This is a genomic window from Terribacillus jepli, assembly GCF_047228925.1.
Taxonomy (GTDB): domain Bacteria; phylum Bacillota; class Bacilli; order Bacillales; family Amphibacillaceae; genus Terribacillus.
On the sequence record NZ_JBFEGH010000015.1, the window covers coordinates 1 to 12,945 of the forward strand.

Annotated in this window: 13 protein-coding genes; 6 read left to right on the forward strand and 7 right to left on the reverse strand. The window is 46.2% G+C overall.

The genetic code is table 11. The features are described from left to right. Window positions 1-227: hypothetical protein (locus tag AB1K91_RS15445; RefSeq protein ID WP_413091075.1), on the forward strand; the 227-nt coding region annotated here is incomplete at its 5' end. 4 nt (window positions 228-231) lie between these two features. Here AB1K91_RS15445 and AB1K91_RS15450 read toward each other — a convergent pair. From AB1K91_RS15450 to AB1K91_RS15465, 4 genes are all read right to left on the reverse strand, one after another. Next, window positions 232-639: a hypothetical protein gene (locus tag AB1K91_RS15450; RefSeq protein ID WP_413091077.1), complete on the reverse strand. Its 408-nt coding sequence runs from the start codon at window positions 637-639 to the stop codon at window positions 232-234. Between the two features lie 89 nt (window positions 640-728). Next, window positions 729-1,979: an MFS transporter gene (locus AB1K91_RS15455; RefSeq protein WP_413091079.1), complete on the reverse strand. Its 1,251-nt coding sequence runs from the start codon at window positions 1,977-1,979 to the stop codon at window positions 729-731. A gap of 101 nt (window positions 1,980-2,080) precedes the next feature. Continuing rightward, window positions 2,081-3,046, reverse strand: a complete 966-nt coding sequence (locus tag AB1K91_RS15460) for an alpha/beta hydrolase (RefSeq protein WP_413091080.1) — start codon at window positions 3,044-3,046, stop codon at window positions 2,081-2,083. Between the two features lie 49 nt (window positions 3,047-3,095). After that, window positions 3,096-4,196 carry an NAD(P)/FAD-dependent oxidoreductase gene (locus tag AB1K91_RS15465; RefSeq protein ID WP_413091082.1) on the reverse strand — a complete coding sequence of 367 codons (1,101 nt, stop codon included), beginning with the start codon at window positions 4,194-4,196 and terminating at the stop codon, window positions 3,096-3,098. A 110-nt stretch (window positions 4,197-4,306) separates the two neighbouring features. Here AB1K91_RS15465 and pepT point away from each other — a divergent pair, with 110 nt between their 5' ends. The 3 genes from pepT (at window position 4,307) to AB1K91_RS15480 (ending at window position 6,712) form a co-directional block, all read left to right on the forward strand. Next, a complete protein-coding gene (pepT, locus tag AB1K91_RS15470) occupies window positions 4,307-5,542 on the forward strand; it encodes a peptidase T (protein WP_413091084.1) in 1,236 nt (411 codons plus the stop codon). A 97-nt stretch (window positions 5,543-5,639) separates the two neighbouring features. Beyond that, entirely contained in the window at window positions 5,640-6,092 is a 453-nt protein-coding gene (locus tag AB1K91_RS15475) for a MarR family winged helix-turn-helix transcriptional regulator (RefSeq protein WP_413091086.1), read from the forward strand. Window positions 6,093-6,106: 14 nt separating this feature from the next. Then, on the forward strand, window positions 6,107-6,712 hold the full coding sequence (locus AB1K91_RS15480; RefSeq protein ID WP_413091087.1) for an alpha/beta hydrolase: 606 nt from the start codon (window positions 6,107-6,109) through the stop codon (window positions 6,710-6,712). Window positions 6,713-6,779: 67 nt separating this feature from the next. Here the strand turns inward: AB1K91_RS15480 and AB1K91_RS15485 are convergent, their stop codons facing one another. Together AB1K91_RS15485 and AB1K91_RS15490 are read right to left on the reverse strand one after the other, a co-directional pair. Further along, on the reverse strand, window positions 6,780-8,264 hold the full coding sequence (locus AB1K91_RS15485) for an aldehyde dehydrogenase family protein (RefSeq protein WP_413091089.1): 1,485 nt from the start codon (window positions 8,262-8,264) through the stop codon (window positions 6,780-6,782). Window positions 8,265-8,425: 161 nt separating this feature from the next. After that, complete coding sequence (locus AB1K91_RS15490; protein WP_413091090.1) at window positions 8,426-9,361, reverse strand: alpha/beta hydrolase; 936 nt, start codon at window positions 9,359-9,361, stop codon at window positions 8,426-8,428. 112 nt (window positions 9,362-9,473) lie between these two features. On the opposite strand from AB1K91_RS15490, the gene AB1K91_RS15495 reads away from it, so the two are divergent. Together AB1K91_RS15495 and AB1K91_RS15500 are read left to right on the forward strand one after the other, a co-directional pair. Next, complete coding sequence (locus AB1K91_RS15495) at window positions 9,474-10,082, forward strand: TetR/AcrR family transcriptional regulator (RefSeq protein ID WP_413091091.1); 609 nt, start codon at window positions 9,474-9,476, stop codon at window positions 10,080-10,082. 74 nt (window positions 10,083-10,156) lie between these two features. Then, window positions 10,157-12,352 (forward strand): MMPL family transporter, encoded by a 2,196-nt coding sequence (locus AB1K91_RS15500; RefSeq protein ID WP_413091092.1) that lies wholly within the window; start codon window positions 10,157-10,159, stop codon window positions 12,350-12,352. Window positions 12,353-12,431: 79 nt separating this feature from the next. Here the strand turns inward: AB1K91_RS15500 and AB1K91_RS15505 are convergent, their stop codons facing one another. After that, window positions 12,432-12,755: a DUF3784 domain-containing protein gene (locus tag AB1K91_RS15505; RefSeq protein ID WP_413091094.1), complete on the reverse strand. Its 324-nt coding sequence runs from the start codon at window positions 12,753-12,755 to the stop codon at window positions 12,432-12,434. Between the last annotated feature and the right edge of the window lie 190 nt (window positions 12,756-12,945).

The window sequence follows — 12,945 nt, forward strand, 5'->3', positions numbered from 1 at the left end:
GCACAAGTTCTTCTATAGTTACGATTTCAAGAGCTGTCTGGTCGTTCTCTCTAGAATTTAACATCTCAGCACCGCCTATTAGTCGTTTATTCTATTATAAAAAAGTTAGAAAAAGAAATGAACCCAAAATAAAAAGGCTGTCGAGACTTTCTCGACAGCCTGACGAGGATGATACCCTCGTCTTTTTTTATGTGGAAGGGGCAGAACCAATGTCTAACTGTGGTTAATCATCTAGTTGCCGAATAAAAGTTCCGCCAAGCGTTTCCCAAATATCATGACTACTCCGGAACCAGCACCAAGCAGGGAAATGATACTGATGAAGATAGCACCTTTGACACGCAGCTTTTCCTTTTTGAATGTAGAATTCGATTCGAGTTCCTGTATCTTTCTTTCCTGTTCGTACAGTCTCTCCATGATCTGATCCTGCGCATCCATTTGCTTTTCCAATGTAACAGCCATTCTTCCTGTATGGCTGTCAATGTTTTCAAGCCACTTTCCCAAAGGCAGCAGTCTCTCATTGATACTGACCAAGTCTTCCCTGATACCATCGATATCCCGTTGGAAATCTTCCCGTAGCTTAAGCTGCATTTCCAGGAGCTCCGTACGCAAGATGTGCTCATTATTATTAGCGGGTTCCAAACATCCCTACTCCTCTCTCGCATCCTGCCCCTTCCTGTTTCATACTATGCATGTACTTTCCTGTCCGATTGTGTCCGCACTTGTCGGATTTAAACCGCCTTTTGCTCCGCTTCAAGTTTCCTGATATCCAGCTGTGGTGTAATCAAAAACATAATGAACGTGCCGGCAAGACCAATCATGGTGAGCAAGATACCCATCGTGACCGATGACAGGAATCCACTAAGCGTAACGGTCAAAGAAACAATCAACATGGATAGATTATACTGAAGCCCCCCGAATGCCATATACGCACTGCGTTTATCATCGGGCGGAATTGCTGCCATGTAGGATTGTTCTACAGGCACGCGGAACACTTCCCCGATTGTAAGCACTGCCATCATAATGAATAGCACCCAGATATCGTTTGAAAATGTCAGTGCCGCATAACCCATCGTAAAAATAAGACAGCTGGAAACAAGCACCACTCTATCCTTCATGCAAACAATGAGTTTGGCAGCAAACAAAGCAAGCAAGGCTACCAGAATCGTATTTTCACTTCGCAAAAGCCCCATCATTTTCACGCCATCCACTTCCCAGAACAGGAATTTTTGAGTCGGCATCTCTTCAGCCAGCCGGATACCGATATAACTTGTCAGCTGGAATTCCATACTTAGGACCAGGATTCCCCCCGCAATGAACCAGACAAACAATCTATCCCGCATAACGGACTGATAAGTGCCAAAAATCTGGCTGATGTGCTGGAATGGCTTGATTTCCACTTTCTCAGGAAAATGTGTCTCCGTAATATAAAAGTAGACAACGAACAACGTTGCTGCAGCTGCGATCGTCAGTGCCATGAATAATTCGAATAGATAGTTCTCAAACATGAAGGCACCGGCGATTCCGCCTAAAGCGATGGATAAGTTACTCGCCCAATAGCCGATGGAATAAATCAGCCGTCGCTGATCTGGTGTACTGACGTCAATCAGCATGGCATCATTGGCAGGCCCTGCTAGTCCCCAGCAAATGCTATTCAGCATGATCATGCTGTATGTAATCTCAGGTGACTCGAACCATGGCGAATTACTTACCATCATCATGAAAAATGCTACCAGCCTGAGCGTTTCAGCTAGCAGCATAATCTTACGCCGTCCGAACAGATCACTGAAATAACCACCGATCAAGGACATCCCGATTCCGACGAATACATTGACGAGCAATAGCAGCCCCGCTACTTTTGCCCCGAAATGCATTGCCAGATAGATAGTCATGAATGGTGTCACCATACTGCCGATCAAGCTGGAAACGAAGGATTCCACAAGCCTTATCTTTATATTTGGATGAAAATCCCGAAATCGCATCGAATTCCCCCTTTTCAATATTTTCCAATTATATAGATATCTTACAAGAAATTCCATGGGGTATCTAAATAAAAAATGACCTCCAGGCTAAAAGCCAGAGGTCATTTCGAATGTGTTCGAAGGAAATCAATCATATGATCGAAGCTGTATTGCGCTTCATCCAAATATAATTTCCGCTGATATTCATGTCCAGCAGCTGGATGGGAAGTGTCAAAGAACATCCTTTCCACCTCCACTCCGACCGAATCCAATTCATCTGCCATCTCCACACTTTGCGGATGCAGTTTATCGGACTCACCGGATGAAATGAAGGCAGGAGGGTAATTCGGCGTAATCTGGAACACCGGTGACATATCCCGCAGACGCGGATCACTGTTAAAATTCTTATTGCCGGTATAAGACCAAAGAAATGTCGTCATATTATTGAAACCTGTCTGCTGTGCCTGTTCCAGATTCAAGACGCCATTATAAAGCAAAACACCCTTAAGCTGATCCGACTGGAGTGCCGAGTTATCGCCAATGACGGATTCAGTAGTTGGATTGGTCGCCATGGCCGCAACCATGCCGGCAAGATTTGCCCCCGCTGAGCCTCCGCCGACAAAGATTTGCTCTGTATCACCGCGGTAACGCGGTGCTTCTTGCAACGCAAAGCCGATCGCATCATTCAATTGATAGAGCTGAGCCGGAAAAGTGTATTCCGGTGCCAGTCCATAATTCACGTTCACAACCAAGTAACCTTTTGAGGCAATCCACATGGTAAAGGGATTCTGAGCTTCCTTGTCACCGCCGATCCATCCGCCGCCATGGATATAGATGACGATCGGAAGTGTGCCTTGGGCATCCTCGGGATAATAAAAATCCAATCTGCCATCATAATTTTCGGTTGGATAGACAATATCTTTCACCGCAACGACATTATCCGGGTAAGGAATATCCGGTTGTTTATCGCTTTGATCGATTGCCATAAAAGCTCTAATCTCAGAGGAAAAGAGACTGCCGATAAGGAGCAGGATACCAATTGCCAACATGATGGCTCCAGGTATCCATACTCTTTTTCTCCGCAACATGCTATCTCTTTCCTCCCCTCTGTCCGCTCATACACTGTTCCATTTTAGCTTATAACAAATAGGCTGCAATATCCACGCCTTCTGTCTGTCCAAGTATTGCCTCCGCTACCAGCTTACCGGAATATGGAGCGAGATTCAGACCTGCAGGGCCAAATCCCGCGGCTAAATGAAGTCCTTGCACATCTTTCACCGGACCAAGGATTGGATAAGGGTTCGGACCCGCAGGGCGCAGGCCGATGCGGAATTCCGCCACTTCTTCATTCGCAAGGCCTGGTGCGACTTTCAATGCCTCCCGTACCACTTCCTGCATGCCTGCAGCTGTCAGTTTCGTATCATAACCTGAGCCTACCTCCCTCGTCGCGCCTGCCACGACTTTTCCGCCATCGAAGCCGAGCAAATAATGGCTGCTTTTTGGCAGAATGACCGGCCAATTGCTTGTATCGGCATCTACATGCATATGCATGATTTGACCTTTCTGCGGTTCGACCGGCAGCTTAAGGCCGATTGGTTCCAACAGGTTATTAATCCAAGTACCCGCTGCTGCAACGACCGCATCTGCCTTGATTGTCTCATCACCGACACGCACACCGGATACTTTATTGTTTCCTTCATGAAGCAATTCCGCTTCTCCTTGAATATACCGAACGCCATGTTTTTCCCCTGCATCAAGCATAGCCTGCAGCAGCTGGCGCCCGTCCACGCGTGCTGCACCTTCCAGATACAGAGCTGTCATATCTTCCCGCAGCGGCGGGAATTTCTCGCGCGCTTGTTCTGCACTCAATCTCTTGATTTCCCCGATTTCCGGTGTATCAATCCGCTGTTTGTAAGCGAGCTTTTCCAACTCATCCAACCGTTTCTTACTCGCACTTACATACAATGCTCCCACTTGCTTGTAGCTGACGTCTGTCTGACCGTCCTCTTTCAGCAGCTCCAGCAGCTTCGGATAATAAAGCGCCCCCGCTTTGGCCAGTATAAAATAATGCTTGATCCGCACACGTTTGGACAGCCATGGCGAAATGATCCCAGCTCCGGCCGCTGTAGCCTGTCCTTTTGCTTTCGAATCGATGATCGTTACTTTCTCCCCGGCCTTCGCCAAGTGATAAGCTGTGCTTGCTCCAGCTATACCTCCGCCGACTACTGCAATATGCATAACACTTCCCCCAGTTTCGTTTTCTCCCTATTATACACACATGCTGCAACTGTTTCAGGATAGACCTTTCGTGCTACACTAGAAACATAAACTTCAAGGAGATGAAGATAATGAAGCAAACATTGATCGACCGTCTTACTACATATGCAAAAGTGGATACACAATCCAATGAAGACATCGAAACGACTCCTTCCACTCCCGGTCAGCTTGAGCTCGCCAATATGCTAGTCGATGAGCTGAAACAAATCGGCATGGAAGAAGTGACAATCGATGGCAATGGCTATGTAATGGCGACACTGCCGGCAACAACCGACAAAGACGTTCCGGTCATCGGGTTCATGGCCCACGTCGATACAGCGACGGATTTCACCGGAAAGAATGTCAACCCGCAAGTTATCGAAAACTTTGATGGAAATGATATCACCCTTAATGAAGAGCTTGATGTCGTCCTTTCGGCAGCTGAGTTTCCTGAATTGCCTGGCTACAAAGGGCATACTTTGATGACGACTGATGGCACAACACTTCTTGGTGCCGATAACAAAGCCGGCATCGCAGAAATCATGACTGCAATGGAATATTTGATTCAGCATCCGGAGATCAAGCACGGCAAAATCCGCGTCGCCTTCACACCCGATGAAGAAATTGGCCGCGGTCCTCATAAATTCGATGTCGAAGCTTTCGGTGCAGCATACGCTTACACTATGGATGGCGGTCCGCTAGGCGAATTGGAGTATGAAAACTTCAATGGTGCCCAAGCGAAAATCACGTTCAACGGTAACAATGTACATCCAGGCACAGCCAAGAACAAAATGGTCAACAGTATGAAAATCGCCATGGAATTTCATGCCAAGCTCCCTGAAGATGAAGCACCAGAGTATACGGAAGGTCGCGAAGGTTTCTTCCACCTGCTTTCTTTCCAAGGTGATGTCGAGCAGACAAAACTGCAATATATTTTGCGTGATCATGATCGAGACAAATTCGAAGCGAAAAAAGCTTTATTCGAAGAAATCGCTGCAGAAATAAAAGCAGAATACGGCGACAAGAGCATCGAACTGGATATGCGTGACCAATATTACAACATGCGCGAAAAAATAGAACCAGTCATGGAAATCGTCGACATTGCATCGGAAGCAATGAAGCGCCTTGCTATCGAACCAGTGATCAAGCCTATCCGCGGTGCAACAGACGGATCCCAGATTTCTTACATGGGATTGCCGACACCGAATATCTTTACAGGCGGCGAGAACTATCACGGCAAATTTGAATACATCTCCGTCGACAATATGGAAAAAGCGACAAAAGTTATCATCGAAATTACAAAACTGTTCGAGGAACAAGCCAAGTAAATATGGAGCCGGGGTTTCCGGCTCCTCCATTATTGACATTCTGACGATAATTGCATATAATTATCTCGAATTCGAGACAAAAGGAAGCGTGAAAGCTATGGCAACAGACAACGTAGGCTTATCGTTAAAGCTATTCATTGTATTGACAAGGGCTCTCCAGTCCATCAAAAAACGGATAGAGGAAGACATCAAGAAGCAAGGGATCAATTTAACGGAATTCGCTGTGCTGGAACTGTTATTCCATAAAGGAGATCAGCCGATCCAAAAAATCGGCAGTAAAGTTTTATTATCCAGCAGCAGTATCTCGTATGTAGTGGATCGCCTAGTCCAAAAAGAGATGATCAGAAGACGTCCCTGCCCAGAGGATCGACGCATTACCTTTGCCACTTTGACGGACAAAGGCCGTGCATTCATGGAAGACTACTTCCCGAAACATGAGCAAGCGATTCATAGCATTCTTGCAGGTCTCGATGATGATGAAAAAGCACAAGTCATCGAGCATATCAAAACATTGGGTTTATATGCTGAGGGTACTTCGACGAATAATTAAAAGGAGGAAAAACTATGATTCATGTATTTAAAGCAGCCAAACAAGCGGACAAACCGACATTTCTGCTGCTGCACGGCACAGGCGGAACAGAAAAGGACCTCTTGCCGCTTGCGGATATGATTGATCCAGATGCAGCTGTATTGAGCGTGCGTGGAAATGTCTCTGAACATGGCATGCCGCGCTTCTTCAAGCGTCTGGCAGAAGGTATCTTCGATGAAGAGGATTTGATTTTCCGCACCGAAGAACTGCGTGATTTCCTTGATGAAGCAGCTGAAAAATATGAATTCGACCGAGATAATATTATCGCAATCGGCTATTCCAACGGCGCCAATATTGCAGCAAGCCTCCTCTACCATTTCAGTGATTCGCTAAAAGGAGCCATTCTGCATCATCCGATGGTGCCAAGACGCAATATCACATTAGCCGGGCAGCAAGGAACGCCCATCTTCATCACTGCAGGTGACAATGATCCGATCTGCCCGAAATCCGAGGCAATAGAGCTTGAACAAACGCTACAAGAAGCTGGTGCTGACGCATCCATTCATTGGGAAAGCAATGGACACAGCCTCACCCATACGGAAGTCCAAGCAGCAGCAGAGTGGTATCGTAAACATTTTTGAGCATAGGTCTAATACGTATGCTTTCTCAAATAAGAGCCTGTGCTGATAGCACAGGCTCTTTTCCGTTTTACTCCATCCCGATCCAAACACTCTTCACTTCCGTATAATTATCCAAAGCATAAGATCCCATCTCCCTGCCGATACCGGATTGCTTGTATCCGCCGAAAGGAGATGCAGCATCGAAGGCATTGTAGCAGTTGACCCAAACTGTTCCGGCCCGGAGGCGGTTGGCAATATAATGTGCTTTCGTGACATCCTGGGTCCAGACACCAGCAGCCAGGCCGTACTCGCTGTCATTCGCCCGGCGAATCAGTTCATCTAGATCATCATAAGGCATCGCCGAGATGACCGGGCCGAAGATTTCCTCTTTGGCAATCGTCATTTCGTCACGCACATCGGCAAAGATTGTCGGCGAGACGAAATAGCCTTGCTCCTGCGGCTTGCTTCCCCCGGTGACGAGCTCTGCCCCTTCACTTCTTCCTTTATCGATGTAGCCCAGCACTCGCTCCTGCTGCTCCAATGATACGAGCGGACCAATCTCTGTATCCGCATGAATACCAGCGCCTTGTTTGATTTTCTCCGCGTGGGATGCCATGTCGGCAATCACGTTATCAAATTGCTTTTTCTGGATGAAGACACGTGATCCAGCACAGCAAACTTGTCCTTGGTTGAACATGACACCGTTCAGCGTACCAGGGATTGCCTTGGTCAAATCAGCATCCGGCAAAACGATATTCGGGGATTTGCCACCAAGCTCCAATGTCACGCGCTTCAGTGTTTTGGATGCATTAGCCATGATCTGCTTCCCGACACTGGTGGAGCCGGTGAAAGCAATCTTATCCACGAGCGGATGATCGACAAGCGGCTGGCCTGCTGTTTCCCCGAATCCCGGTACGATATTGAGAACGCCATCCGGGAATCCTGCTTCCTCTGCCAATTCAGCTAAGTATAATGCGGACAACGGCGTCTGCTCCGCTGGCTTCAGTACCACCGTACAGCCAGTGGCCAGTGCCGCACCGAGCTTCCACATCGCCATCAAGAGCGGGAAGTTCCATGGAATGATCTGTCCTACCACACCGAGTGCTTCATGTCTTGTATAGTTGAAATATGGGCCGTTGACAGGTATTGTCTGTCCGACAATCTTTGTCGACCAGCCTGCATAATAGCGCATATGTTCAATCGCCAGCGGAATATCCGCAGTTGTCGTTTCCCTGATCGGTTTCCCATTATCCAGTGTTTCGAGCTGTGCCAGTGCATCTGCATGTTCTTCCATCAAGTCGGCCAGCTTGTACATGATCCGGCTTCGTTCTGCTGCAGTCATGGTCGACCATGGGCCTTCATCAAAAGCTTGGCGGGCTGCCTTCACAGCACGATCGATATCTTCTGCTCCTGCTTCATAGACCGTTGCCAGCACTTCTCCTGTAGCCGGGTTATACGACTCGAAGGTCTTCTCCGTTGCACTTGCCACGAACTCTCCATTGATATAAAGTTTCTTCGTTCCATTCAAAAAACGCTCCACTTTCTCATGCACACCTGCTGCTAATTGACTCATAGAAATCCTCCTCAGATTGTATTCTAGTTTTGTCTAAGCGTCGTGATGCAAGATGACAGTCCAGGAACCGCTTACAACTGCTATGGTAGCACCTTAGCATCTTAGAAAGCAATTAGTAGCATAGAATAATAGTACGCTAATTTTCGACATAGAGAAAAGACTCAGCCAACAGGCTGGGCCTCCATTCCGATCTCTTGCAGGAATTGTTTTACCACTTGCTCATACTCCTGCTTGTTTTCAGCTAAGGACATTGCATGATCACCTTTTTGGAATAGATGCAAGTGCTTGTACCCATTTCGTTTTTGTGCGTATAAATCTTTCGTCATTTGCACTGGAATATACGAATCTGGCAGACTGCTGATAAAGAATACAGGTTTTTCGATGTTGGCTACAAAGTTTATCGGGGATACATCCTGGAAACGGTAGCCGTCCAATTTGCGGACAATCCATTCAGCTGCCGGCAAGAACACTTGACGCGGCAAGTGGAATTGAATTTTCAATCGATAGGCAACCTGTTCTGCAAAATCGCTATAAGGGCAGTCAGCAATATAGAAATCCGCACCATCCTCCACTGTACCTGCATAAAGCAAAGCAGTTGCCGCTCCCATTGATTCACCATGCACGCCCAATTTCAAGTCGTAATCATATCGCTCCTTCGTCCATTGGATCACCCGGGCCAGATCATGTCTTTCATGGTAGCCATATGTGATACTGCTGCCGTCGGAAAGTCCGTGTCTCCGCTGATCGTATAAGACGACGTTAAAGCCGAGATCGAGGAATACGTTCATATATTTGATGGAATTATATTTATTGACAGCGACTCCATGCGAGATGACCATTACATGTCTGGAATCTGGATTTCCTACATAATGAGTGCCATATATTTTTCCCTCATCGGAAGGAACATCGAACTCTTCCTTGCGCAGTGCATCATAAGCTGCTTTGTCATAGCGCCCAGCCTCCACTTCGCGTTTGATCGTCTCTTCCTCCGTGAAGGCTTTCATCTGACGCAGCTCTTTATTGACGAGTTGCGTCACTAACAGCGCATACCCCCCGAATAATCCCGCAGCTGCAAGTAAAATACCTTTCTTCCCCATATCACTACCCCCTTATTTGTATTATATTTTACAATAAGTGTATCAATAGTTGCTTTTCAAAATAAAATGAGTTAATTTATCAAGTGATAAGTTATAAAAGAGGGCAGAGATTATGGCAAGGAAAAAAGAAGTTTCCGCTGAACAGACACAACGCAATATTATCGAGACAGCTGAGCGCCTTTTCATGACACACGGCTACCGGGCGATTTCCACCCGGCGCATCGCTGAGGAGTGCAGCATTACACAGCCTGCTTTATATCATCATTTTCCGAACAAGCAGGCCATCTATTTGGAAGTTGTCCGCTCCATCATGATACAGACGGAAGAAGCGATGGCACATGTGCTGCAGGATCACGCTGACAGTAAAGACCGTATCCGGCAAATCGCCTATTTTATGATCATGAATCATCAAGGAGATATGACGCAGATGTTTCATGATCTGCAATATGAAATTGATGAAGAACACCGGAATACAATTCAAGAATGGTGGATGCGCAGTTATTTTAATCCTGTAATGCAGACGCTGACCGAAGGCATAGCGAAAGGCGACATTATGTCAATCCCCTCCGCACCGCCGATGGAACTGACTCTTTTTGTCCTTGAAATGATGAAATCGTTCCTGCCTCCTTCCAAGCAGGAATATGAAGCACGCCGCAGTTTCGCAGACAAGAAATCAAAGATGCTTGTAGACATCCTTTTTGATGGAATCCGGAAAAAATAAAAGATTATACACATAATCTTTTATTTTTTGGGTATAACTTATCAGTCGATAAATTAACTTAGGAGGAATCATTCATGCACAAATTAGGTACTTTCATAAGCGGCAAAGCCGGGCGGTGGGTCATTTTGGCTGCCTGGATTGTCATTGCACTCGTGTTAAACCTTACCTTGCCGCAGGCAAACTCACAGGAAGATGAACAAGCCGAAACATTCCTGAATGACACAAACAGCGAAGAAGCAGCACGCATCATTGAGGAAGAGTTCTCCGATAACAGTGGTCTTCCAGCTTTGCTGACTTGGTACCAAGAGGATGGACTTTCAGATGAAGATTTGCAATCAATCCAGCAGTTCAGTGCAGATTTGCAGGATGCTGATATAGAAGCTGCCACAGTGACGCCATTCCAGGATATCCCCCTTCCAGTGTTGAAGGAGCAGCTCTCGGATGACGGGACAACGCTGGTCATGCCGATTCTTTTTGATAACGGAACAGCTACGGATACCGTGGAAGCAGGCCTTGAAAAAGTCCAATCTGCAGCAATTGCTTCCTTTGAACAGAACCCATTTGAACAAGGTTTGGACAGTGGTGACTTACTCGTTCGGGCGACGGGCCCTGCCGGTATTTCTGTCGATGCTGTCGGACTCTTTTCGCAGGGAGATACCACACTTCTGTTCGCAACGGTATTGATCGTGCTTATCTTCCTGTTGGTCATCTATCGGTCTCCGATATTGGCATTGGTGCCTCTTATCGGTGTTGGCTTTGCTTATTTGGTCATCAGTCCGATTCTGGGTGCATTAGGAAAAGCCGAATTGATTTCATTTGATTCACAAGGACTCGCGATCATGACTGTATTGCTTTTTGGAGCAGGTACCGATTATTGCTTGTTCCTGATTACCCGCTTCCGGGAAAATCTTTGGGAGATGAAGAGCAAGAAGACAGCTCTTGTCCGATCCCTCACGTCTGCAAGCGGCGCAATCGCGATGAGCGGTCTGACAGTCATCGTTGCCATGCTTGTCCTGCTCGTTGCAGACTATGGATCTATCAACCGTTTCGCGATACCATTCGCAATTGCCATTTTCATCATGCTGCTTGCAAGCCTGACACTCGTACCAGCCTTGCTTGCGATCATCGGGCGTGTTTCCTTCTTTCCTTTCATTCCAAGAACAGAGGATATGCAGAAGCAGCGTGCGAAAGAAAAAGGAAAACCTTTGCGCACGAAAAAGCCCCATAACAAAATTGGTAATGCTGTTGGCAGTCTTGTCACAAAACACCCGTGGAAGATCGCGATCATCACAATTATCGTACTCGGTGTGCTGGCAGGAATTTCTTCCCGCATTACGTATACGTATGATACGCTGTCGTCTTTCCCGGATGACATGCCTTCCAAAGAAGGCTTTGACATCCTCGCAGATCATGTGAATGCCGGCGAACTTGCCCCGGTATCCATCATTACAGAAACCGATGATGCGGAAGCAGTCCATTCTGCGCTGGACGATTTACCTTATACAGCTGCTGTAATGGAACCCGAGCAGGCTGAATCAAATGATCAGTTGATCCGTATTCAGCTTGAATTGAATGAAAATCCATATTCAAATGAAGCAATGGCTCACATTCCTGACATCAAGGAAACTGTGGCAGATACAACTGGTGATGCTGATGTTTGGATCGGCGGTCAGACTGCCGAACAATATGATACGCAGCAAGTGACAAAGCATGATGAAAAATGGATCATCCCAATCGTTGTCGGCTTCATCACTTTGCTGCTGCTGACATATTTACGTTCTGTCACAGCAACGATTTACTTGGTTGCTACCGTGCTGCTCTCCTTCTTCAGCGCCCTGGGACTCGGATGGCTGATTCTGCACTACGGATTCGGTGTCGACGCAATTCAAGGATTCATCCCGCTGTACGCATTCGTGTTCATCGTTGCGCTCGGGGAAGATTATAATATCTTCATGATTTCAAGCATTTGGAAACGCAGCAAAACGATGCCCCTTAAACAAGCAATTGCAGACGGTGTTGCCCATACTGGCGGTGTCATCACTTCTGCCGGTCTGATACTAGCAGCTACATTTGCTGTATTGACGACCTTGCCGATTCAAATACTCGTTCATTTCGGAACCATCACTGCTATAGGTGTACTGCTCGATACTTTCTTAGTCCGGCCATTCCTGGTACCAGCCATAACCGCGATTCTTGGCAAATGGGCATTCTGGCCTTGGAAGAAACGCATTCAGCAAACAGAACAGAATGAACAGAAAGCACAAGCATGATTAGAGATAGGACCTTTCTAGTTTAAACTAAATAAGCCATGAGAGATTAACATCCAAACTCTCATGGCTTATTACATTCCTATTCTTTCTTTATGAATCTATTTTTTGTATTTGCATACACTATTGCAAACAGAATAAGAGAAAAAAATATAATATAGCCAATTATCAATAAAACTTGGCTTTCAAATGTAGCACTCAATGCCCATAACAGTAAGCTGAAGCAGATTCCAAACATGATTTTCGCCATGAATTTGCATAAAGCCAGTTCATCGTATTGGCTCTTCTCGCTGTCAGACATCAGATTATACCCTGCGAGCAAAAATGCGCCTTTACCTTTTGACAGGAAAATAGCTAAAACCAAGAAAGGTATAATAATCAGGAATGAAAAAATAACACCAATCATACTAATATTCCCCCTTCTAATATTAGTTGTTTTCATTCCCGGAACAGTATACTGCTATACATACGCTTTCATAGATGATAAGTTTCAATACAGTCCCTTTTTCTGCAAACATGTGAAACCAAATTATTCTATCCCTGCAAGCAAATCTTTTCCATATATGCACATGCATTTGCTAAAGTGAAGACAGACT